This window comes from Gilvibacter sp. CC01, assembly GCF_055755295.1.
This window is the reverse complement of record NZ_CM146909.1, coordinates 1248901-1271960: the sequence shown is the minus strand read 5'-3', so window position 1 is coordinate 1271960 and position 23060 is coordinate 1248901. Positions and strand designations below refer to the sequence as shown.

Genomic DNA, 23060 nt, shown 5'->3' with positions numbered 1-23060 from the left:
CCTAATTTTTACCAGAAGGTATCAAAATCATCTCTTCCTGCGGAGCGATGAGGTATTCTGCTCCCTCTTCCGTAACTATGGCCATCTCTTCTACAGAGATGGTCTTAATGTTTTCTTCGTCCAATTTCCAGGCGTGAAATCCGTCAAATGCAAATGTCATTCCTGCTTGGAGTTCTTTTTGAGCTGCCGGTCTAACCGAAGGGGCCTGAGAGCCTCCTAGATTCGGACCAACATCATGCGCCACATATCCTACCGGATGGCCTGTGCTCCACATCACATACTCGGAACCAGCCTTTTCCATTAGAACGCGTTGAGCACGGTCTACCTCAATGCCTTTTACGCCAGGAGCCATAGCGCTCAAGGCTGCTCTATTCCCCGCCTTGGCACTTTCCCAATAGTGTTTTATCCGCTCTGGCAGTTCTGTCTCCCCTGGTTTCAGCACATAAGCAAAGCGTTGAATATCGCTTACCCAACGGTCGTATACTTTGATGCCAAAATCGATCTGTATTACATCACCTGGCATGATCACTTTGTCCGTGGCATGTGAATGTCCGCGGTCTGGTCCCGAATTCACATTTGGGTTTTGGTCGGGCGCCCAACCGTCTTTTACTCCGTACTCGGCCATTTTCGATTTTAAAAAGGCAGCAATGTCCGCATCTGTAGAAACGCCCGGCACTACTTGTTTGTAAGCCTCGATTTGCCAATCGGCAGTAAGCTGAGCCGCCTTGCGCATTATGGCTACTTCTTCTGGTAATTTAATACTGAGCCATTGGTATACGAGTTCCGTGGAAGAAACGAGCTTGTCGCTCGTTTGTCCTAGGAGTTCTTCCAGTTCCATGCGTTGGGTGTAAGACAAGCCATCCGCAGTAGAATTGGTTGCTGAGGAGTTTACCGCTATGGTCTTAAAGTTTTTGCCTTTTATAAACTCCGCAGCCTCCTTTAAGGCGGAGTTTCCCCTGGCCACCGGTACAACTTCTTTGTGGATCTTTAGATCTGCCAAAGCGGTCGATTCGCCAGAAGGTGAATAGACTTTAGAATGGAAACCATCTGCATCCAAATAGAACAAGAAAGCAGCTGTTCCACCAGCATTCTCACCACCAATATGATCGGCTATAGGGTCGTTGTTATTTTCTCTACAGACTACTATCCAACAGTCCACTCCAGCGGCCTGCATGGCCTGAGGTAATAGTGTATTGATACGCTCCTTGCGAATTTCTGGCCAGGGATTCTCTCCCCAATAGACTACAGGATCAAATGCAGTAGCTGTGGCTTCTGGTTGAACTTGTTCTTTGCAACTCAAAAGCAAGAAAATAGAAAGGATGGTAAGTGCTAATTTGTTTCGCATGGCCGATCGGTTTTTCTAAGAAGCCTAAAAATACTACAGAAAACAGCAAAGACCTAATGCAAATCTGGATTCTGTGTGTAATCAGAATTAGAATATTTTGCTCTAGCGGATTAATGCATAGACCTAGATATTAAATTATATGATTCCACACTGAAATGCGGTACTTGGATTTGTGCTGTTTAATAGTTACTTTTTCATTTTTAAAGTGTTATGCTTAAGCAAATATCTATTCTGCTAGTGGCGCTAATATTTATTTTGGCCAGCTGCAATTCGAACGACAATGAAATAATTGCCACAGATGATACCGTTACTGCTACAATCGATTTAGCGGTAAGTGTAAAAGCTTCTTTTTATAATGCCACCATAACGTGGGATCTTCCAAGTTCTCAAGTAACGCCAGATCTTACTTACGACTTACGTTTCAATGGTGAAATACTTGTTTCTGGAATTTCTCCTGCTGACGAAAGTTATTTTATAGATGGTCTGCAGATGAATACGTCATACAGTGTAGATGTGATCGCCAGAAACACTTTTGGAGAAAGCACTGCTTCTATTGCCTTTTTTACCCTGGATTTGGCAGATTTTCCAGCCAAAACAAGTAAGATAAGGTCCTTTGATTTTGGAACACAATTCGATGTTAGAAACTTTAATTATAATGACGATTACAGTTTGATTAATTCTGTGAACAGTTCAACGGGAGGGGTTTATTCTTTTAATTATGATAGCGCCGCAAAATTGACCGATGTTAATTTTGGGTTAGACTTTACCGGTCAATCTATAAGTATGATGTATGAAGGAGATTCACTGCGTTCAGTGCTCTTACGAGAAACAGATGATTTCTTATTTACGATTAAAACAACTTTTGTAGACATAGTTGATCCTGAAAGTTATACTGCCACAGTCAGAGAATTGGATTGGGAGACAGAAGAAGTGCTTTCAGAGGTTACACATTCAATAAACCTTAGCCTTGATAGTGATGATCGGGTTGTTTACTATAAATTTACGCCAAGCGATGGTACTCCATCAACAGTCGTTGAATTTGAATACGAAGGTGATAACCTATCCAAAATGGTCATAAACGGAAATGAAAGCGAAGCCTTGATTTTTAAATACGATTCAAACCCAAATTACTTTAAAGACTTTCCCGGTTTCCCGAGTCAATTTCGTTTGGATACTTATGATCTATCTGCATTTTTAAGCAATCAATTGATATATATTCCGCAGTTAATGTTTTTTAACAATCAAAATAATTTAATTGCCAAAACAGTAGGAGGTGTGGTGGTCAATGAAATTGCTTACGAGTACGATGAACTTGGATTTCCATCGAAAATTCTACCGCAAACAAATAACAGCACCAAGCGCGAACACCGCATTGAATACGTCAATTTAGACTAATAGGCCCTAAGCCAAAATACTCTCATGACCACTGTCTTTTACAAACAGACAGGAAGAGTTAGTGGCTTGTGTCATTTCTTCTACAAATTCAAAACGCAGATCGGCATCCATGCCAAAGATATTCAGATCTGCTCTTGGGGCATCGGGCAAGATAGCTCTGAAATTACCCACAAAGATCTCGGTCAAAGTCTCGGGTAAACGGGCCAGGCTTATGAGTTGTTGCATGAAATTTTCGGCATTCTCGCGCTCGGATTCATCGGCTATTACCATTACTAATCTGATCTTGGCTTGCCAGTTCTTCATCAGTTTGTAGGCAATCAAAGTGGAAAGGTCTAAGTTCCCAATATCCCATCCCAGATTCCAGTTGTCTTTTCTGCTGCTGAGCCAAACATTTATAGTGTCTCGCTGCCCTAAGAGAGCCGTTGGATGCTGCTGATACACCACACATCCTATCTCCAAGCGAATGCACTCTTTTATCACAGGCCGGAGCTCTGTCTCATAATCGTCATGCGCTTGAAGGTTTAAGAACACTATGTTAGGCCTAAAGAAAGCTCCCAACAAGGCTTGGTTGCCGTAATTGACCCCTTTGGCAAATTCTGTAGTGTTAATGATAGTCCAACTAGAGAATACGTCTTTGTCTCTAAAGGATTGAGCCAGACTTTCGAGTTGTTCCCCCATAGTGCTGCCTTCGGAGCTAGGTTCTATTCCTAAGAGTTTTATAGAGCCTTTAGGATGAGCGATGTTGCGCAGAAAGTCAAAATTACCTCGTGCTCCAGTCAAGTCGCGTACGGGAACCATAAGATTGGGTTTCCAAGCGCGTTGCTGCATTTTTTTCATGCCCCAAGTGTGCTTTGCTGCCCATTCCGCAAAAGATACAAAGAGGCCGGAGCGCACATCTTCAAAAGGTGTTTCTAAATTCTGACGCGACAAATACCAATAGACCGCCAAAACGATCCCTATGGTCACTAAGCTTATCGTTGGGTTGATGATAAACATGGCCAATACCGAGGAGATTAGCCCCAGCCAAGGGATCCATCGCCGTACTTTGAATAAGGGTCTGTAACTGATAAGGCCTAAATTTTGCTCAATGATCACCACTATATTAATCATGGCATAGGTCACTAAAAAGAAAAGAGTAACCAAGGGAGCCACCGCATTTAGATTGCGCAGCAGCATAGTTGCAAAGATCAAGATGCCGGTTACTATCATTGCATTTCTGGGTTGCCCATTAGCGCTTGTTCCTGCTAAGAACTTTGATTTGGGTAGTACTTGATGCTCTCCCATAGCGAATAGTATTCTAGAGGAGCCAACCAAAGAGGCCAAGGCCGAAGAGAAGGTTGCGCCTAATATTCCGGCTATGATCAAGGGGCCAACATATGCCTTTTCAATAATGATGTTGTAGTTGCTAATGAGTTCTGTTTCTGATGCGGATCTCGCCAACCAAAAAGCCAATAACATATAGATCACAAAACTCACCGCTATAGCCCAAAGGGTTCCTTTTGGTATGCTTGAGCGCGGATCTTTTAGTTCTCCTGACATATTTGCGCCAGCCATTATGCCTGTTGCTGCAGGGAAGAAAACCGCAAAGACCAACCAGAAATTACTGCCCTTGAATCCGTTTTCGGGCGATCCTTTAAAGCTTCCCCAGCTCAAAGCTTCACTTGTGGGGATCTGCATAGAACCGTCATAAGCAGCCAATACTACCGATACTAAAGAAGCAATAATGATCACCATAATGATGTACTGGATCTTAATGGCCAGATTGGCACTTATATAGGCAATGGTTATTAGGCCTGCAAAGACGCAGACATCCACCAGAAAGGCATTATGCTCCGGGAATATACCAAGCCAACCCTCCCTAAATCCGAAGATATACATAGTAACTGCCAAGCCCTGTGAGATATAGCGCGGTATACCTAAACTGCCGCCAACTTCGAGGCCCAAAGACTGTGAGATTATTGCGTAAGCCCCGCCGGCGCCTATCCTAATATTGGTTGTAATGGCAGACATAGAAAGGGCTGTGCAGAGAGTGATCAGAAAAGAAATAATAATGACCAACCAAGCTCCTAGAAGCCCAGCGTTTCCAACGACCCAACCCATCCGCAGATACATAATAACCCCTAAAATGGTCAAGAGCGTAGGGGTAAATACACCTCCAAAGGTGCCAAATTTTTTATGTGCGTTGTTGGCTTCTTGCATAGACAACACAAGATAGCAGAATTAGTCAAACGAGACTTAACAAAATTCTAACAACTCAAACTTGCGATTGGCTGCTATTCTTTTAGGTTAAGGTAAAATTTACGATTAATGAAAATGATAAGTGTACAGCGAAACAGTAAATACGAAAACAGATTCCACCCCAATATGGGAAGGCTCCGAACCCGAGTGATCTATATTAAGAAGTGTGTTTTAGGAGTGCCTATCAAAACCCTTTACAAATACCGTGAGACTTATTACGGTGAGGTCAAAGCATGCGCAGACTGTGTGCTTAGTGCCTAGTGATTACTGCGGATTTTAACGCAAGCTTAACCTCTTAATTTGCTAGCTATCATTATCTTAAGGTAAAAACAATAGCCATGAAAAAACCTTATATAATAGATAGACCCCTAGCCGATATGCACGGCGATGGAGTTCGCTTTAACGAACAGCTAAAAAAGCGCGCAGCTAAGCACGTCCAAAGTAAGCTAAAAGCCAAGTCACAGAAAACCAAATAGAAAGCCCGACCTATGGCCGGACTTAGCTAATTGCAAAAAGGTTAAGGACTAAAGACTGGTGGCAAATCCGTTTAAGACTTCGGTAGCTCGCTCTTGCCCTAAGGTTTTAGACCTGAGCATTCCTGCTTTGAGCAAGGTCTGCGCTAAATTGATCTTACCCGCGTCGTCTAAAAGCGGTAGATCTTTAAGTTGAAAACTCTTGGTCTCGGTAATGAATTCTATTACAGGCATCAGCGCCGCAGGAAGCGTTACTTCTTTATTGTAGAGCGTTATGGACAGTTCTGTATCACTTATCTGTTCTACAAAAGACATGCTGTTCTCCTCTACCACCAATTGTGTATCCAAGTTCAAATGATGAATGGCTTCTGCTTGCGCTATAGGGTTCAGTGTGCTCACTCGGAACCTATTCAGCGAATGCTGATATAAATGGTTCAGTCCTGATTGTAGTTCCTGAGGTTGCCCAAGTATACCCAATATCCGCTTGTAAACGGCTTCATATTGCTGCGGATTGTTCCAAAAGTCGGGTTGGAATCCGCGGCGTAGGTCCAGGTGTTCTTGGCTGAGCTTATTGATCTTATCGATCATGAAATCTTGCCAAGTGAAGCCCATAAACCCTGTGGTGATATGGATAGACCGTTTGTTGGACGTCTTAGCCGCATGCATCAAGCCTCTCGGGATATAGAGCAGGTCACCTGGGTTCATGGTAAACTCGTCAATAACGGCTCCGGGTTGGTGCAATTCCTGTTTGAATCCTTGGTCCTTGATGGCTAATTCAATAGGGGATTCGTAGATCTTCCAATCTTTAGAACCTTCTATCTGTAAAATGAATACATCATAAGTGTCGTGATGAATGGTAAACCCCTGACTGGAATTTCCTGGGGTGCAATAAATATTGGTCTGAAAGCGCTGGCCAAAATCCGCAGTAAGGGTATTACACAAGGATTTTAAGGTCTCCACGCGATCCTGTAATTGGGAGAGGATCAAGGTTGCGCCTTCTGAGTATTTCTCAATTACCCGATTAAGGTCAATAATATTTGTCCCTTCTAGGGTTAATTGGTTGGCGTCCAGATCAGAATCTTTGTGGGCCATTCGCGTATTGGGCAGGGTGAGTTTTTGGCTCGACACTATATGCTCCAAGGTTGCCGCACTTAGAATGTGATTGAATCGCTCTGGGTCGTCGGCCTTAATGTGTAAGTGCCTTTGCTCAAAATAGTCTTGAAAAAACCTCTCCCTGGTGTAGGGAGAGATTAGAAAATCTAATGAATTCTTCATAGAACAATCATTAATCAATATCACAGAATGTGTTCGGATCTTGCTGTGCGCCCAAATCGGCTACACTACCGGTGTCCGTAGTGGTCGTGGTGCAATCGTCGGACTCTCGACAACTAACTGTCAAAGAGCTAATTGCAATTGCACTGACCAGCGCGTACTTCAAGGACTTAGGAAGCCCTCTTTTAACCGCGGCCTGATCTGTTGAAAATGTCAGTTTGTTTTCCATATCATTCATTTTAAAGATTTCTCAAATCTATTCTGATGGCCTGCGGCAAAACATACCCGGTAATGGGGATATTGGAAATTTGGACCTTTTCAAGCCTTTTTATGAGCTGACTTTGGTGTATGATTACTCAGATGCGGCATAAAAAAACCCCTGCCGGGCAGGGGCGATAGACTAAACTAATTCCTAATTCCTAAATTATGCGTTTAATCTTTTTGGGTTCAAAGTGTTTTTTAGGAGTTGCATAAATGTAAGGGAGAGCACAACTGCGGTAGACATTCCCATAAGTACGGTGGACAGGAGTATAACGACAACACCGTTAGTGTAAGTAAGTCCCCAGTTGGATAAGACCGCATTGGCAAAATCGGTATTGATCTCTAACATATAAAAGCCCATAAAGGCGGTAAAAATGAGAGTAGCTACAGAACCGCTCAAGAATCCGATCTGCCATCCATCGGCATAAGAAAAACTTGGACTGTTTTGTTTAAACATATTACTAAAATATTAGACAAAAGTCAAAAAATCAGATGTTAAGCTTTGTTAAAACCCCGGTAATAGTGTAAGCTCAGCAGTATTTATTAGACTTATGAAAGCAGATACAATTGTTCAATTTGTGATTGTCCAAGGCGATTGTACCATAAATTATGTTAATAAGTAATTGTGTTTCAATAGGCTTTGTTTAAGTATTTTGTCCCATATTTAAACTGTCTAAAAAGCACACAATTTTTGCGAATGGATATAGTTGAGAAAGCGCTCGAATTCGAGCAAAGAAAGCACTCTTTTAAGACTACATCGGACCGTATTCTCGCTGCACGAGAAGTTAAGGAGCTGATCTTGGGAGTGAATGAAGTCTATAAACAAAATCGCGATGCCAAGCTCATGGAACTCATGAAAAGGCTCACCGTGATCAAACAGAAAATAGAGAAAAGGTTAAAAGGGAAACCTCTAGTAGCCTAACAAAAAATCCGCTTTAACGAGCGGATTTTTTTATAGATCAATTTCTGTGATTCCCAAAGCTTGGAATAACTTAGCGAACCCGCTGTAGTATTTCTGTTCAAGTTTGATTTGCTTAACACGCGCTTCCACCAATTTTTGTTCACGGCTGTTTACCAAGAAGACCGAACTTTCGCCCAGCTCGAACTTACGGATCTCTGCAGCGAGCATTTGGGTGTAGGAATCAACCATATTGTCGTTTATGTTGATCTGTGTACGCAGTGAGGACAGCTCTTGCTGTAAGGCATTGACCTTGTTGGCAATACTCACTTGGGCTAATTCTTGCTCAAAGGCGTTGTCTTGGATTTTGAATTTAGCCATCCGCAGTGCACCGCGCTCTTTACGCAGAAAAAGAGGAAAACTTGCATTGACCCCAAATTTGTAATCGTTGCTGTTAAAGGTCTCTGTTCTGTCTGGAGTGGTGCTAAGGGCGTTGAATTCCAGATCTATTCGGGGCAACAAATTGTTGGCCTTGAATTGTCGATCTACCTCTAAAGCCTCGCCTTTGTATTGTAATGATAATAGCTTCGGATGATTACTCAGGTCAAAGGCTTCCACATTCATAGGAGAAACTCCCAAGGTCTGCGCCAAGGTCATTTCCAGATCTATCTCCGGGATCACATCCGGGCGAATCTCCATAGGCACGTTATTGGCTATCCACAAATAATTCGACAGTGTCAAGCGTTTGTTGTTCAGCTCAATTCGCGCCTGTTCTAACAACAAGGAACGGTTCTGAACGGGAATATTGGCCTCCACAGTGTCAATAATCGCCTTATCACCCAACAACGCGCTCGCTCTTACCCCTCGAAAGCGTTGCTCGGCATTGCCCAAGAATTCCCTTTGCAGTAGCAGCTTCTTGTAGGCTTGTAACCAATCGAAATAGGCTTCACTTGCCTTGTACAAGAGTTCGTTCACCAAAAGGGTCTGCTCTTGCTTAGACTGTTCTACAAAGAACTTGGCCTGTCGCAGCATGGCACGACGCTCATCGATAAGAAGGCCCTGAGCTACAGAAACCGACAGTCCGGCGTTGTAGAGTCCATTCTCGGGTACAGTTCGCTCTGGATTCAGAAAAACGCCTTCGTTCTCTTCAAAACCTGCTTTAAGTTCAATTCCGTACCAGGTCGGGATCTTAAAGGTAGCATTGAGCAGATCGTAATACTCGCTGCCTTTGAATTGCTTCTGATCGTAATCAACTTCGATCTTCGGGTCAAAGCCCCCACGAGCTTTGAGCAGCTCTGCCTCGGCATTGCTCAAAACAAGTTCAGCTTGTTTGGCCACCGGATGGTACTCCTTGACATAGCCCAGATATTCTCTGTAGCTGAGCAAAAGCGTGTCCGATTGGGCAAATAAACCCACTGAGCAAAAAAGCAGTATGTAAAACAGATGCAGTTTGTACTTCATCGTATTATTTCTTTTTGGTCGCTTTGGTTTTGTCTTCTGCCTGCGGCTGATAGTAATCTGGTGGGAACCCGTTGAGCTGTCGCCAGAGTTCGAACCAAATCGGCACATCGTTCAGTAAGGCCAGGGTAAAGGCTCCAGATCCTACCCTTAGCTCCTTGGGCCATTCGTGGTCGTTCGGATCTTGTGCTATCAGCACCCGGTATTTTCCATTTTCACTGATGTAGGTGTCTATGGCAACTACAACTCCGCCGTAAGTTCCGTAGGATACATTAGGCCATCCGCTAAATACTATGGCTGGCCATCCGTCGAATTGAACACGCACTTGCTCTCCAACGTGGATCAGTGGAATATCGATAGGACTCACATAAGTCTCCACCGCCATACTAAAGCCTGAGGGCATGATCCGAATGATAGGATCGCCTTCTTTGATGGTCTCGCCTACACCGCCCACTATAGCGCGGTTGATATAGCCGTCCTGAGGAGCTTTGATATAATATAGTCCGGAGCGCACCTCAAAACTCGCATATTGACTTTGCAGTTTAGCTACTTCTGCATCGGTGCTGAATTTGCTGGAGGCTGCCGTGAACTTCTCGCTCTCTGCCTTAGAGAGTTTGTCGGCATACTCGGCTTGAACTCGGTTGAGCTCTATACGAGCGTTGATAAGTTCGTTACGCGAAGCCAAGAGTTTATTTTGTTGGGCAACTAATTTGGCCGCCGTCTCTTGAGCTTTTAGCCGTTTATCTTCTAATTCGGTACGAGACTTTAAACCGTCATTGAGCAGGCTTTCCGTACGCTTGAATTGGGCTACCGCAATGCTGTCGTTGATACGGGCAGCGATAAGGTCCACGCTATCACTGGTTACCTTGAACTGAGATTGCTTGATCTTGATCTTGGCTTGTTCTGTTTTTAATCTCAATTCTTGATTGAGTGCCGAGATCTGATTCTCCAGCGCTTTGACCTTGCCTTCATAACTTTCAGAAGAAAGGGCTTTAGCGTCTATCTGACGCCCAGTACGCGCTAAGTACTCCGGGTCAAAGTACTCGTCTTTGATCTCAGTGATATGCAAAATTGTATCACCCTTTTTTACAAAGTCACCTTCTTGCACATACCATTTGGCCACCGTTCCGGGGATAGGTGATTGTATGGTCTGCGGACGAACATCTGGAGCCAATGTGGTCAAATAGCCATTACCCGATACATTTTGGGTCCAGGGCAAAAACATGACCACCAAAAAGATGACTGCAAAGATCTTTAAGAATCGATTGAAATATTTAAAGTGCCGTTTATGAAAAACCAGCCCTGCTGCCTTGTACTTTTCCAGAGAAACTTTCTGGTTGAGTTTTTCTTGAGAGATGTTTAACATAATTTACTTTTTAAATGCACCTTTTTCCATGGTGAGTGTTGTGTCACAAAATTCTCCCCATTCCTCGTCTTGGCTTACTACCACCAAGGTCCACGGATGGGATTTGTCAGTTAAGAATGCACGCAATCTGCGAGCCTCTTCCGCTTTGAAATGATCTAATGGGTCCTTGAGCAACAACAGCTTTGGTGCGTGTACTATGGCTCTGGCCAGTAAGATCTTTTTTCCTATGGTAAAGGGAATCTGGCGGCCTTCAGGATAGAGTACGGTATCTATGCCGTCGTCCAAAGACTTTACAAATTCCATAAGTCCTGCATTTTCTATGGCCCAGTTCACGCGCTCTCGAGTTATGTCCGGATCGCCAAAGGTGATGTTCTCTAGCAAGGTTCCCTCGAAAGGAGATTCTTCTGATAGTGTTTGGCCCACCAAGGCTCTGAATTTGCTCAAATGAATGGCAGAGCGGGCTACAGAGTTGACAAACATTTGTCCGCTTGTTGGAGGCACGATCCCTGATATGACGCGGAGAAGGGTAGTCTTTCCACTACCGTTCTCGCCGGTGATCCAAATGCGGGATCCCGGTTTTAGATCAAGGTTGATATCCTTTAGAATCGGAAGCTTTTTACCAGGTACCTCAAGACCGATCTCTTTGAGTTCAATAGCTAAAGTGTCTGAGTTTAAGAAAGAGGTGTCTCCTTCTTGTGGCTCCAGCTCTTTATCTACTACCTGACCTATCTTTTCCAAAGAGGTTAGCACATCGTAGATGGTTTCTAGTCCCGTAATGAGTTTTTCTACGGAATTGATCACGATAATGATGATGATCTCCGCAGCGACAAACTGCCCAATGTTCATTTCCTGATTCAGTACCAAGATTCCTCCGATAAGCAGTAGTCCTGCCGTTACCAAGACTTTAAATCCAATGAGCTGTATGAATTGGATCACCAATACTTTAAAGTGTTTCTCTCTTGCTCCTAAATATCCGACCACTAAGTTGTCGTTCTTTCTCAGTGCCAAACTGGTCTTTCCAGAGAGTTTAAAGCTCACAACTGTACGCGCCACCTCTTGTATCCAGTGGGCCACCTTATACTTGTTCTTAGACTCTTCCAGACTGCTGCTCATCCCGCGCTTAGCGGTAAAACTGAACAATAAGTACAAGAATAGTAGCAAGAGTATGCCGTAGGCGATAAAGAAAGGGTGGTAAAGCGATAGCAGCAACAGACCAAAAATGATCTGCAGTAAGGCTGCCGGGAAATCTACCAAGATCTTAGATAAGCCTTTTTGTACTGTGAGCGTATCAAAGAAGCGGTTGGCCAACTCTGGCGGATAGTAATTGCGGAGTTCACTGAGTTGGATCTTAGGAAATCGATAGGCGAACTCAAAAGAAGCTCGAGTAAATATCTTCTGCTGAATGTTCTCAATGATGCGGAACTGCATCAGCTGTAAAGCTCCAACAAAAGCGGTTCCTAGGGTTACCAAGATCACCAAAACGATCCAGGAAGAACTGATCTGTGCTCCTTGGATGAGGTTAATGATCGCCTGAATTCCCAGAGGTAATGACAAACTAACGGCTCCCGCAAAGATCGCATAGTAAAATACCTGGATCACGTCCTTGCGATCCAGCTCTAGCATTTCGGTTAGCCTTTTCCAGGGGGTGTATATTATTTTCTGACTCATGCGTCTATTTTTAAGGTTGATAAGACCAATTGTTTAAAGAAGACCGAGGGCGGGCTGCTTTTTTTACAATCGGTAATGGAGGTGAAGTGATCCATTAAAAAATGCTGATGCAAGGCTCCATCAACTACCGTACTGGCCAAACTGGCCGGGTGCTGGTACTCCGGGCAAGCCTCGAGTATCATATCTCGAACCCGATGGATCAGGCGCTTGTATATGGCGAAGTAGCCTTCTTTGTTCTCGTCGTCCACTTCTTTGGTGAGATAACTTTTACTGAACTCATTGACCACGATCTGTCCGAGTTTAACCTCGTCGATATGGGAAAAGCTTGCATCGATCTGAACAGGGCGAGTAATAACCTCTAGGGCTTGTTTCAGTTTTTCTTGCGGATCGGTCATGCTGTAAGTTTCCATAACCAATTTGTACTCCAGCCATCCCCAATACCAATTGGTCAGATAGAGCAGGAGTTTGTGCTTGTTCTCAAAGTAGCGGTAAATGGAACTTTCATTTGATCCGATGCGTTGCCCTAGCTTTTTAAAGGTCAGGGCTTCAAATCCGATCTCGTCAATGAGAAGGATACTGTGCTCAATGATCCTAAGGCCTAAATCTGATGACTCTGGGTCTTTCAGATAGATCTTAGGATGCACGGTAATGGTCAGGTTTGAAAATAGTCTCTCCATATCTGCAATAATTCGTCGCAAAAATAATAGTAATACTATCATTAATCAATAGTTTAACTTTTAATTAAGAAATAGAAACTATTAAGAATGGCAGAATTCTTTAGTTTTGAAGCACAAATCAAAGTGATGATCAAAGACATAATCCATAAGAGAAGATCCGTGTATCCCGCTATGTACAGCGATGCGCCAATTGCTAAAGAAACTATAGAGGAATTGCTATTGGCGGCACATCAGGCCCCTACACACCGCAAAACCCAACCTTGGCGATTCAAGGTTTTTCATTCAGAGCAGCAACGAGCAGCCCTCGGTGATTTTTTGGGGAAGAAGTACAGAGACACCATAGGGAATTACTCGGAATTCAAGGAGGCTAAAATCAGAAACAAACCTACGCAAGCGGCTTGTGTGATCGCCATCTGCGTGCAAGAAGATCCAGAAAAGCGGGTGCCTTATTGGGAAGAATTGGCGGCTACCGCCATGGCTGTACAGAATATGTGGTTGCTATGTACTGAGCTAAGTCTAGGATGTTATTGGTCATCTCCGGCACTTATGCAATACCTGGAAGAATTCGTCTCCATGGAAAACGGAGAACGCTGCATAGGATTCTTCTACCTCGGGCATTTAAAAGACCAGCTGCCCGATCCTTGGCAAAGAAAGCCCTTGACAGCTCACGTGAGCTGGTTTTAAAAGAAGCCGTCGAAATACTTGGCTGCGTAATAAATGTAAAAACCGAGGTAGATAAAACAAACTACCAATTTCATAAAAGTAGAGGCTAAAAAACCTAAAAAGGACCCGAATGCCGCCTTGAAGGCCTGGTTAGACTCGGTCTGATTAAAGGCTATCTCGCCAATAAGCGCGCCTACAAAAGGCCCTATCAAGACACCAAATGGAATTGGTGCGATCAATCCAACTATTAGACCAATGGTCGTGCCTATGGCACCGGCGTGACTACCTCCGAAGCGTTTGGTTCCCACAGCTGGAATCACATAATCCAGTATAACAATTACTATGGCTATAAATAAAGTTATGCCTAAAAACCAGTAGTTAACCGGTACTGCCGAACTTAAGAACAACACTAAAAGTCCCAACCAAGATATAGGAGGTCCTGGCAAAACCGGAAGTACACTACCTATAATTCCTCCGAAGCATAAAAGCAGCCCAAGGATCAATAAAAAGATATCTAGCATACCCATTGGACGTTGGTCGGTCTGACTTGTTACAATCTTTTTTAACTAAAAAATTAGTTTAAACTAAATATTTAGTTATATTTGATTTCAGAAAAGACAACTGATGAAACAACTCACCAAAGCAGAAGAAGATATCATGCAACTCCTCTGGGAGCTAAAAGAAGCCAATGTGGCTTCGCTTTTAGAAGAACTTCCAGAACCTAAACCGGCCTATAATACAGTTTCTACCATAGTTCGAATCTTGGAGAACAAAGGTTTTGTGGACTATAGAAAAGAAGGACGTGGCCACGTTTATTTTCCAAAGGTGAGCAAAGAGGCTTACAGTAAACACAGTCTTAAGAAGTTGCGCGATGGCTATTTCCAAGGTTCTTTTAAAAGTATGGTTTCTTTCTTTATGAAGAACAATGACATGACCTTGGACGAACTCGAGTCTGTGATGAATGAAATTCAAAAAGAGCAATAAAATGGCACATTACTTAATCCAAACCTTGGTATTTCAGCTACTCTTTTTGGGAGTCTACGATCTATTCCTAAAAAAGGAGACCTTTTTTACTTGGAACCGCTGGTATCTTTTAGGTACTGCAGCACTAAGTCTTGTATTGCCTTTTATACAGATCTCAGCCATAGGCAGACAGATAAGTCCGGAGCTGCGGGTACAATTGCCAACTGTGTTTATTGGAGGCGAGGGATTTGTACCTACTGTTCCCAACCCAGAAGAGTTTGTTTTTCCGTGGATGGTACTTTGGCAAATAGGAGTAGTTTTGGCTGGACTTTGGTTTGCCAGCAAACTCTTTAAGATCTTCCGCCTCAGTCGCAGCGGGCAGCGCACAAGACTCCAAGATTTTATATTGGTAATCTTACCTAACACCAAAACGGCCTTCACTTTTTGGCGAACCGTTTTTTTAGGTGCGGATCTGGCACCTAAGCAAAGAGAGATCATTTTGCAGCACGAACAAGTGCACGTAAAGCAGTGTCATACTTTCGATCAGCTCTTTTTTGAGTTGCTGCGGATAGTATTCTGGTTCAATCCACTGGTGTATCTGTATCAGCTTCGCATGACCTCATTGCAAGAATATATTGCAGATGCTGAGGTTGCCGCCAGTAAAGGCAAAAGCGCTTACTATCAAGAGCTATTATCGCAAGTATTCGAAACAGAACATGTTTCATTCATCAATACCTTTTTTAATCATTCATTAATCAAAAAACGAATCAGTATGTTACAAAAATCAAGATCGAGCAGTGCAAAATTGCTCAAGTTTGCTCTGGTGTTACCTTTGCTTATGGCAATGGTTGTTTACACTTCTTGCTCAGAGGAGACCGCCTCTACAGATCTGCCGGCAAAGTCTGGCCAGAACAGCGATGTGATGACCAAAATAGAGGAGCTTTCAGAGGCTATCATGGCTAAAGGAAACCTGACCGAAGACGAGCGTCGTGCGCTGGAGTTCCTAGCCACACCTGCCAAAGAAGGCGATAAGATCTACGAGTCTGTAGAAGACTATCTCAGAGATACCGATGGAGTAATTGTCAATGGCGAAAGGGTGGTTCAATATCAGAATTTAGAGGATATGCCTGTACCCTTTGCCGCTGTAGATAGAGTGCCAATTTACCCAGGGTGCAGTGGAAACAATGAAGAACTCAAAAAGTGTATGAGCCAAAAATTGACCCAATTCATCGTTGACGCTTTTGATACAAAAAAGGCAAGCAGTTTAGGGTTGTCGGGAAAATTGCGTATTGCAGTAATGTTTAAGATAGACACCGATGGAAACGTAGTAGACGTAAGAGCCAGAGCGCCGCATCCGGAGTTGGAGTTGGAGGCAAAACGCGTGATAGAACTGGTTCCACAGATGAGTCCGGGAGAAAATGATGGCACCCCAGTTGCTGTGCTTTACTCGGTGCCCATTATTTTTGAGGTGAGTGAATAAATATCTTCCTTACATAATAGTTTTAGTGATTTGCGTTAAAGCCGGAGCTCAGACTTCGGCTTTGGCCGTTGGAGACAGTTTGGTCCAGACCGGGGCCTACTCCGCAGCCATTGAGGTGTACAACCAACTCCCAGTATCGCCTCAGGTTTATGAGCGGATCGCTACTGCCAACGAGGCCTTGGGCCGAAATGCCGAAGCCTTAGCTGCGTACCGTTCTGCTTTGGAGTTGAATGCCCATGATTTTCGGCTTGGATACCGCTACGGAATCCTCTTATCTAAGAGCAACTATTACAAAAAAGCAGACAGTTTGTTCAGCGGCCTACATTTAAAACAGCCTACCAACGCCTCTGTTTTATATCAACGAGGCTACGCCCGTGAACAACTCAAGGACAGTACGGCGATTATAGATTATCTCAAAGCTTACCGTGCAGACAACAACCAACAAAATGCCTTGTATCGCATTGCCAAACTCTTACTAGAGAAAAGATCATTTGTCAGTGCCAAGGAATATATAGACCTCGGTTTAAAGGCAAATCCTAACAGTACAAGATTCTTACTTTTAGATGGCTTGAGTTATTTTGTCAATAAGTCATATCACGATGCCATCAAGCGCTTTGAGCAGCTTTTGGAGTTGGGAAAGGACAACGAATCCATTAGAGAGCATTTGGCGAAATCCTATGCCCAAACCTACCAATACGAGCAGGCCTTAGAGCAGTATAAAGTACTTATTAATCAGTACGACGATCGCAACGCCAATTGGCATTTCTCTTTAAGCACAGCCTATCTCGGTCTCAACGAGCCAGAGAAAGCACGCAGGCATATAAACATTGCCATTGGACTTTTAGACGTTCCCTTAGACAGTCATTTTCTGGCCTTAGCCATTACCTATAACCGCGAAGGGAATTACCCCGAAGTTATGAAGGCCTTGCAAGAGGCGCTAGCAGAGAATCCGCAGAATCAACTGGCCAAGTATCAATTGGCCGTTGCAGCAGACAACCGCTATGCCGATAAGGCACTGGTTTTACCTTATTATGAGGCTTATTCGAAACAATTTCCCAAAGGCCGCTTTATCGATACGGTACTTTATCGGATCTCAGATATAAAAGAGCAGTTATTTATGGATAAGGATTGAGTTTTTTATTCGGAGCCGTTTTGCTATTTTTAGCCCGATGAAAGGGTTATTTCTCAGTGTTTTATTATTGTTTTTGAGCGTGTCTTTGCAGGCTCAAGATTCGATCAATTGGATCAGCATCACTGAGGCAGAGGCCGCGGTTACCAAAACACCTAAACCCGTCTTTATCGACATTTACACCAATTGGTGTGGCTGGTGCAAACGCATGGATAAAAGCACGTTTCAAGATCCTGCTTTTGTAAAATACATCAACGAGAACTACTACGCAGTAAAGCTCAACGGAGAAGAACGCGATTCTATTACCTATCGCGGATACACCTTTAAATATGTTGCGCGGGGCAGACGCGGTTATCACGAGCTCCCGGCTGCTTTTATGCAACGTAAGCTAAGCTATCCTACCTATATAATTCTCAATGACATACTTACTCCTTTGCAGGCTTTTAAGGGGTATAGGACTGCGGAGGAATTTTTACCCATAGTCACCTTTTTGGGAGAAGGTCTGTACAAGAACACTAAATGGGAAGACTTTATGGCTAAATGGCAAGCAAAAGATCAATAATTATGAAAAAAGCTTGCTACTTTTTATTGCTGCTGATGGTTTCTTGCCAGTATTTTGAAACAGAGAAAGTAGATGCCGATACCTTGTTCAAGCAAGAAATGGCGACCATCAATTGGGATGAAGTGGACCAATATCCCTTATTCCCCAATTGCGATGAGACTCAAGATAAGGCCACACAACTGCGTTGTTTCCATCGGGAGCTGAGCGGCTCCATAAGTCAGGTTTTACTTGATAGTGTTCCAGGAATGGTCCAGTCATTGCGTGATACCGTTTGGATGGACATGCGTATTGATACCAGCGGTGTATTTAGTATCAAAAATGTAAAAATGGATTCCATTATTCGGGTACAACTGCCCCGTTTGGAATCTTGGCTCAAATCGGCCCTGGTCAATATGCAGCCTGTCTCACCAGCCACAAAAAAAGGGGTGCCGGTTGCCACGGAGTATACCCTTCCGCTGGTGCTGGCTACAAATTGAATTTATATCCCAAACTGAAGTCTACCGGAAATTCACCATTATCGTCTATAGTTAGCCCAACTAAGTCGTTATAGGCCAAAGTCAAGTATCCGTTCCCAAGCTTAATATCGGCACCTAAGCCCAGAAGTATAGGAGCTTGCAAATTGCCTCCTGAAACTTCCATGTCTACAGAATTCTCTGCCGGATCAGTTGAGGTGATCACTGTTTTGGAATAGGTATAGGTAGCCAGACGTGCATTGGCAAATACATCAACTGTAGCAGATTTTACAAATTTGAAGCGATAATTCAAAGACAGTTGAGAAGCCGTGTAGTCAAAATCCTCAACGGCAAAGGTTTGTCGGAACTGAAAAACTATGGCGTGTCGCGCAAGCAGTTTGCTGTCTAGAATTTCGAATTCTACACCAACCAAAGGTGCTATAGCGTTTTGAGGGTTGGAAGTGTATCGGTTATTGGTCACTCCACCAAATATGCCCAAACGGGTCTCTAAGGCAACTGTCTCTGAATTGGAAGTGTAATTCGGGTCCACACTTGCGTTGTAATCATTGATAAAGCTGCGCAAGCCGGCTAAGGTCATTCGCAGACGGTCTGTAGACAGTCCGCTCCCTGTTGTGAGCTCGTTCAAGGTACTTTTATACTCCTCTTGATATTTGCCGTCTACCCGCGTATTGACCAATTCGTAATACTGTCCGTCTTTCTTAACAAAGTATCTGTATTGTTTGTCAAAGGTGTTCCAGAGCAGATCAATAGTGCCGCTCACTTCTGTTTTTAGAGCTAAAGATTCTCCGTTGATGGTGTAGCTCTGTTGGGCAAATGAGTATGTAGAAATACTAAAGGCTACAAGAAAGATAAGGGATTTTAAACGTTGCATGCTCAGCGATTTAGGTGAACTAAAAGTACATATTATTTTTTATACTCCCGACCTTTCCAGCGGTAGGAACCGCTGCTGGCTCTAAGTAAAATGATAATCAAAGTCCAGGGGTATATTAAATTCGCGACGATTGTCTTGAGCAGTAAGTTTTGGGTGCTATCTAATTTTTGATAAGCCAGTAGCCATATATCGCAGCATACTTTTATCCCAAAATAACCACCTAAGATCCACCAAAATTTTGAGTCATAGAAAGTGCTTGCCAACAAAACAATTATCCATAGGTTACCCAAAGTAACTACCAACCCCATGCTGTTTGAGTTTTGCAAGCCTACGGCTTGGGATTTTTTTATCCAGCGAATGCGCTGCCAAAAATACTCGGACCAAGAGCTAGCTCCGGCTACTGTTAAGGTCGCTTCTTTACTGTTCAGATAAAGGATCTTAGCTTTGCTATTGACGGCTTTTTTAAGCAAGAACATGTCGTCGCCACTTGCAATATCTAGGTTTCCATTAAAGCCACCCACAGCAGTGAACCAAGCTTTGTTATAGGCCAAATGTGCGCCATTTGCTACCATAGGTCTATCAAAACCTGCCGCGCCGCGTCCGAGCTGCGTGATCCCTGAAGTTTCTATTTGCTGTAGCCAATTAAGTAGGTTGTTTTCTGAAGCCAAAGCAATTGGGCCTAGCATTAAGTCAGGATTTTGTGCAAGTCCTGCTTGCATCAAATTCCACCAGAAATCTGGAACTGAAACGTCTGCATCCAGTGTTATTATCCAAGGATGTTTGGCAGTATTAACCCCTTGGGTGATGGCATCTTTCTTAGTAGCAACAGATTTTTGGATCACCTTTAAAACACGGTAGTCCGCCTTTGAACCATTTAAAGCAGCATGTATCAAATCAACGGACTCGTCTTCGCTACTGTCGTCCATAAAAAGTAGTTCGATAGTTCCTGTTGCGGGAAGCTTTTTAATGCTTTCTAGAAGTGAACCTATGCGCTGGGCCTCATTTCTAAAAGGAATGATAATAGTGGCATTAAGCTGGTTCGCATCCGAAGCAAAATCCAAAGACTTCAATCTGCTTATCCCTCGGTAGGCCCAAATGATCAGCTCCGCATAAAGTAGAAGTACTATGCTCGTAAGCGTTATCATTTTGCAGCCTTTTTATAAGTTGTAATGATCCAGCTACCTATTACGGCAGGCAGACCGAAGTTCAATATCCAGCCTAGCAATACAGCAAAAACCACGGGAACTTGATCCACGCCAATCAGGCCAAATATCATAACGGCTATCCCACTTTTAACTACCACATCCAAAATAAAAAGCATGGGCGTAATACTGCTCAGAAGATAATAGGCAAGAGCAAATGGTAATAAGGTCCAATAGTCAAAAGGAGCTCCAAAACCAAACAGCATCCAAAGTAATAAACTGCAAAATACCGCATAGCGGAGCAGGCTGTGCACGGTAGTCCAAATTAAAATGCTATTGGGTAAGGCTCTGGTCTTGTTCCAAAGGGCTTCTAAGGACAAGCCTTGGAACAATAACTGTCTTTTGCGGATCAGCCAGCCAAAGAACAGCAGCAACACAAAAACAAATCCTAATAAGAGGAAGTTGAGTCTGGAGATCGGGAGGTCGAATTTGGTGCTCACCCAAATAAGGGCGGGAGTTCCCAAAATCAAAGTGAATGTCATTTGTTGCATATTGCCCAAAAAGTTGAGCCAAAGGATACGCTTGCGCTTTGCCGATTCAAAGAACAAGGCCTTGGCTCCGTATTCACCTACTCGCTGCGGGGTAAGCAGAGAAGCTGCCAAGGAAGCATAGGTCTGTTTCCAAGCGAGAGTATAGCTTAAGGGCTGCGTAGTTGCGGTGAGTAGTTGCCATTTTCTAGCTTCTAAGGCCCAATTGAGAAAACTCAATGCTATCCAACAAATCAAAGTCCAAACTGCCATGTTCTCGGTGATCTGCTTCCACAAGGCGCGCAATTGCCCTTGGTGGTCTACAAAGAGTTTGTTGTAAAGAAAAAAGGCCATCGCCACCAAAATGATCAATTTTAGGGCGACTAATAGATATTGATTAGCTTTGTCTGAGAAGACCATGGCTTGCTAATTTAAACAATCCGCAGGCAGTAGGTTAGCATTCGTGTCAAAATAAGCGATGAGTAAAACAGAACGCATCATATTAGGGATAGACCCCGGAACCGCCATTATGGGATTTGGGCTCATTCGCGTAGTTGGTAAGAAGATGGAATTCATGCAATTGCATGAACTACAACTGCACAAATATGCGGATCACTATGTAAAGCTCAAGCATATTTTTGAGCGAACTGTACAGCTCATAGAAACCTATCACCCAGACGAGATCGCAATTGAGGCACCATTCTTTGGAAAGAATGTGCAATCTATGCTTAAGTTGGGCAGAGCCCAGGGAGTTGCCATGGCGGCAGGACTTTCCAGACAAGTGCCTATTACGGAGTACTCGCCTAAAAAGATCAAAATGGCCATAACCGGTAACGGAAATGCCAGTAAAGAACAAGTGGCTAAAATGCTGCAAAGCATCTTAAGCATTAAAGAACTGCCAAAGAACTTAGACAGTACAGATGGCTTGGCTGCTGCCGTTTGCCATTTCTATAATGACGGAAAGATAGCAACGGGTAAATCTTACTCTGGTTGGGGCGCTTTTATTAAAGACAATCAGGATAGAATAGGCTAAATTCATACAGACCAATATAACAAAGTAATTTTCGTGGCCGGAATTTATATCCACATACCCTTTTGCAAACAGGCCTGCCATTACTGTGACTTTCACTTTTCCACCAGCTTAAAGCATCAACAGGCTATGGTGGATGCCATTTGCCAAGAACTCGTTTTACGAAAAGCCGAACTTGCTGATAAGATCACTACGCTCTACTTCGGAGGAGGTACGCCCAGTTTACTCAGTGCGCAACAATTGCAGCAGATCTTCAACACGGTAAACCAACAATACAAGCTTACAAATGACCTTGAGTTTACCTTAGAGGCTAATCCGGACGATATTTCAGAAAGCCTTCTTACAGCTTATAAGGCCATTGGAGTGAACCGTTTGAGTTTGGGAATCCAATCTTTTAAAGAAAAGGACCTGCGTTTTATGAATCGGGCCCACAATGAGCAACAGGCCAGGCAAGCTCTGAATTTGATAAGTGAGCAGTTCGATAATTATTCCATCGACCTTATTTACGGCGTGCCCGAAATGTCTTTAGAAAGTTGGCAGCAAAACCTTGAGACGGCCTTTGAAGCCGGGGTTCCGCATTTGTCTTGTTATGCCTTGACCGTAGAGCCAGATACAGCCCTAGATCGCTTTATTCAAAAAGGAGTTGTCGCTCCGGTAGACGAGGCTTTGGCCAAGGCGCATTACGATCTACTCTTAAGTATGACCCAACAAGCGGGTTATGAGAATTACGAGTTTAGCAACTTTGGCAAACCGGGTTTTCACTCTAAGAACAACACGGCTTATTGGGAAGGAGTCCCTTATTTGGGGATAGGTCCTGGGGCTCACTCTTTGGTAGCTCATACACGCAGTTGGAATGTCTCAAATAATGTGCTTTACATCAAAGCGCTTCAAGATAGCAAGCGGCCGCATCAGTCAGAAACTCTAAGTGTGAACGATCGTTATAACGAATATATCATGACTGGTTTACGTACAGCCAAGGGCGTATCTCTACCCAAGATCGCTGCGGATTTTGGCTCGGTCTATCGCGAGTATGCGGAATCTTTATTGCCAGAATTACAAGCCAAGCAATGGATCTTTTTAGATGGCGATACCTTACATGTGCCCAAGGATGCCAAATTCCTGTCTGATGGTATTGCTGCGGAACTTTTTAAACTCCTTTAAGCTAAGAT

General features: G+C 43.6%; 25 protein-coding genes. 12 read left to right on the top strand and 13 right to left on the bottom strand.

Annotation, left to right across the window (positions count from 1 at the left end; translation table 11 throughout):
• Position 1: 1 nt before the first annotated feature.
• On the bottom strand, positions 2 to 1345 hold the full coding sequence (locus AC0J2F_RS06000; protein WP_473009255.1) for a M24 family metallopeptidase: 1344 nt from the start codon (positions 1343 to 1345) through the stop codon (positions 2 to 4).
• 210 nt (positions 1346 to 1555) lie between these two features.
• Between AC0J2F_RS06000 and AC0J2F_RS05995 the strand changes: the two genes are divergently transcribed.
• Entirely contained in the window at positions 1556 to 2740 is a 1185-nt protein-coding gene (locus tag AC0J2F_RS05995) for a fibronectin type III domain-containing protein (RefSeq protein WP_374958916.1), read from the top strand.
• Between the two features lie 6 nt (positions 2741 to 2746).
• On the opposite strand, the gene AC0J2F_RS05990 is transcribed toward AC0J2F_RS05995, so the two are convergent.
• Positions 2747 to 4939, bottom strand: a complete 2193-nt coding sequence (locus tag AC0J2F_RS05990) for an amino acid permease (RefSeq protein WP_473009254.1) — start codon at positions 4937 to 4939, stop codon at positions 2747 to 2749.
• Positions 4940 to 5047: 108 nt separating this feature from the next.
• Between AC0J2F_RS05990 and AC0J2F_RS05985 the strand changes: the two genes are divergently transcribed.
• Both AC0J2F_RS05985 and AC0J2F_RS05980 read left to right on the top strand, forming a co-directional pair.
• Entirely contained in the window at positions 5048 to 5239 is a 192-nt protein-coding gene (locus tag AC0J2F_RS05985) for a hypothetical protein (protein ID WP_374959599.1), read from the top strand.
• 77 nt (positions 5240 to 5316) lie between these two features.
• Positions 5317 to 5454, top strand: a complete 138-nt coding sequence (locus AC0J2F_RS05980) for a hypothetical protein (RefSeq protein WP_473009253.1) — start codon at positions 5317 to 5319, stop codon at positions 5452 to 5454.
• 48 nt (positions 5455 to 5502) lie between these two features.
• Here AC0J2F_RS05980 and AC0J2F_RS05975 read toward each other — a convergent pair whose 3' ends face one another.
• The 3 genes from AC0J2F_RS05975 to AC0J2F_RS05965 all read right to left on the bottom strand — a co-directional run bounded on the left by AC0J2F_RS05975 (position 5503) and on the right by AC0J2F_RS05965 (position 7441).
• Positions 5503 to 6726, bottom strand: coding sequence for a cupin domain-containing protein (locus AC0J2F_RS05975; RefSeq protein WP_473009252.1), 1224 nt, complete (start codon positions 6724 to 6726; stop codon positions 5503 to 5505).
• A gap of 10 nt (positions 6727 to 6736) precedes the next feature.
• Positions 6737 to 6952, bottom strand: a complete 216-nt coding sequence (locus AC0J2F_RS05970; RefSeq protein ID WP_473009251.1) for a hypothetical protein — start codon at positions 6950 to 6952, stop codon at positions 6737 to 6739.
• A gap of 195 nt (positions 6953 to 7147) precedes the next feature.
• The gene (locus AC0J2F_RS05965) at positions 7148 to 7441 is read right to left on the bottom strand and encodes a hypothetical protein (RefSeq protein WP_473009250.1); all 294 of its coding nucleotides are present in this window, start codon (positions 7439 to 7441) and stop codon (positions 7148 to 7150) included.
• A 240-nt stretch (positions 7442 to 7681) separates the two neighbouring features.
• On the opposite strand from AC0J2F_RS05965, the gene AC0J2F_RS05960 reads away from it, so the two are divergent.
• Positions 7682 to 7906 carry a hypothetical protein gene (locus tag AC0J2F_RS05960; RefSeq protein ID WP_087524221.1) on the top strand — a complete coding sequence of 75 codons (225 nt, stop codon included), beginning with the start codon at positions 7682 to 7684 and terminating at the stop codon, positions 7904 to 7906.
• Between the two features lie 30 nt (positions 7907 to 7936).
• Here the strand turns inward: AC0J2F_RS05960 and AC0J2F_RS05955 are convergent, their stop codons facing one another.
• From AC0J2F_RS05955 to AC0J2F_RS05940, 4 genes are read right to left on the bottom strand one after another with little or no spacing between them, the layout of a single operon-like run.
• Positions 7937 to 9343, bottom strand: coding sequence for a TolC family protein (locus tag AC0J2F_RS05955; protein WP_473009249.1), 1407 nt, complete (start codon positions 9341 to 9343; stop codon positions 7937 to 7939).
• Between the two features lie 4 nt (positions 9344 to 9347).
• Entirely contained in the window at positions 9348 to 10706 is a 1359-nt protein-coding gene (locus AC0J2F_RS05950) for an HlyD family secretion protein (RefSeq protein WP_473009248.1), read from the bottom strand.
• A gap of 3 nt (positions 10707 to 10709) precedes the next feature.
• Positions 10710 to 12374: a peptidase domain-containing ABC transporter gene (locus tag AC0J2F_RS05945; protein ID WP_374957757.1), complete on the bottom strand. Its 1665-nt coding sequence runs from the start codon at positions 12372 to 12374 to the stop codon at positions 10710 to 10712.
• Positions 12371 to 13051, bottom strand: coding sequence for a TetR/AcrR family transcriptional regulator (locus AC0J2F_RS05940; protein WP_087524225.1), 681 nt, complete (start codon positions 13049 to 13051; stop codon positions 12371 to 12373). The genes AC0J2F_RS05945 and AC0J2F_RS05940 overlap by 4 nt, the downstream gene beginning before the upstream one ends.
• 87 nt (positions 13052 to 13138) lie before the next feature.
• Between AC0J2F_RS05940 and AC0J2F_RS05935 the strand changes: the two genes are divergently transcribed.
• Entirely contained in the window at positions 13139 to 13735 is a 597-nt protein-coding gene (locus tag AC0J2F_RS05935; RefSeq protein WP_473009247.1) for a nitroreductase family protein, read from the top strand.
• Here AC0J2F_RS05935 and AC0J2F_RS05930 read toward each other — a convergent pair.
• The gene (locus tag AC0J2F_RS05930; RefSeq protein ID WP_473009246.1) at positions 13732 to 14235 is read right to left on the bottom strand and encodes a DUF456 domain-containing protein; all 504 of its coding nucleotides are present in this window, start codon (positions 14233 to 14235) and stop codon (positions 13732 to 13734) included. The two genes, AC0J2F_RS05935 and AC0J2F_RS05930, sit on opposite strands and share 4 nt — an antisense overlap.
• A 103-nt stretch (positions 14236 to 14338) precedes the next feature.
• Between AC0J2F_RS05930 and AC0J2F_RS05925 the strand changes: the two genes are divergently transcribed.
• From AC0J2F_RS05925 to AC0J2F_RS05905, 5 genes are read left to right on the top strand one after another with little or no spacing between them, the layout of a single operon-like run.
• Positions 14339 to 14698 carry a BlaI/MecI/CopY family transcriptional regulator gene (locus AC0J2F_RS05925; protein WP_473009245.1) on the top strand — a complete coding sequence of 120 codons (360 nt, stop codon included), beginning with the start codon at positions 14339 to 14341 and terminating at the stop codon, positions 14696 to 14698.
• A gap of 1 nt (position 14699) precedes the next feature.
• Entirely contained in the window at positions 14700 to 16157 is a 1458-nt protein-coding gene (locus AC0J2F_RS05920) for a M56 family metallopeptidase (RefSeq protein WP_473009244.1), read from the top strand.
• Between the two features lie 25 nt (positions 16158 to 16182).
• Positions 16183 to 17289, top strand: coding sequence for a tetratricopeptide repeat protein (locus AC0J2F_RS05915; RefSeq protein WP_473009243.1), 1107 nt, complete (start codon positions 16183 to 16185; stop codon positions 17287 to 17289).
• Positions 17290 to 17326: 37 nt separating this feature from the next.
• Positions 17327 to 17848 carry a thioredoxin family protein gene (locus AC0J2F_RS05910; protein WP_374957762.1) on the top strand — a complete coding sequence of 174 codons (522 nt, stop codon included), beginning with the start codon at positions 17327 to 17329 and terminating at the stop codon, positions 17846 to 17848.
• A 2-nt stretch (positions 17849 to 17850) separates the two neighbouring features.
• The gene (locus AC0J2F_RS05905; RefSeq protein WP_374957763.1) at positions 17851 to 18324 is read left to right on the top strand and encodes a hypothetical protein; all 474 of its coding nucleotides are present in this window, start codon (positions 17851 to 17853) and stop codon (positions 18322 to 18324) included.
• Here AC0J2F_RS05905 and AC0J2F_RS05900 read toward each other — a convergent pair.
• From AC0J2F_RS05900 to AC0J2F_RS05890, 3 genes are read right to left on the bottom strand one after another with little or no spacing between them, the layout of a single operon-like run.
• A complete protein-coding gene (locus tag AC0J2F_RS05900) occupies positions 18314 to 19192 on the bottom strand; it encodes a hypothetical protein (RefSeq protein WP_374959606.1) in 879 nt (292 codons plus the stop codon). The two genes, AC0J2F_RS05905 and AC0J2F_RS05900, sit on opposite strands and share 11 nt — an antisense overlap.
• Before the next feature lie 32 nt (positions 19193 to 19224).
• On the bottom strand, positions 19225 to 20337 hold the full coding sequence (locus tag AC0J2F_RS05895) for a glycosyltransferase (RefSeq protein WP_473009242.1): 1113 nt from the start codon (positions 20335 to 20337) through the stop codon (positions 19225 to 19227).
• Positions 20334 to 21281 (bottom strand): hypothetical protein, encoded by a 948-nt coding sequence (locus AC0J2F_RS05890; RefSeq protein WP_473009241.1) that lies wholly within the window; start codon positions 21279 to 21281, stop codon positions 20334 to 20336. The genes AC0J2F_RS05895 and AC0J2F_RS05890 overlap by 4 nt, the downstream gene beginning before the upstream one ends.
• A gap of 58 nt (positions 21282 to 21339) precedes the next feature.
• On the opposite strand from AC0J2F_RS05890, the gene ruvC reads away from it, so the two are divergent.
• Positions 21340 to 21894: a crossover junction endodeoxyribonuclease RuvC gene (ruvC, locus tag AC0J2F_RS05885; protein WP_473009240.1), complete on the top strand. Its 555-nt coding sequence runs from the start codon at positions 21340 to 21342 to the stop codon at positions 21892 to 21894.
• A gap of 33 nt (positions 21895 to 21927) precedes the next feature.
• Positions 21928 to 23052, top strand: coding sequence for a radical SAM family heme chaperone HemW (gene hemW, locus AC0J2F_RS05880; protein WP_473009239.1), 1125 nt, complete (start codon positions 21928 to 21930; stop codon positions 23050 to 23052).
• The last annotated feature ends 8 nt before the right edge of the window (positions 23053 to 23060 follow it).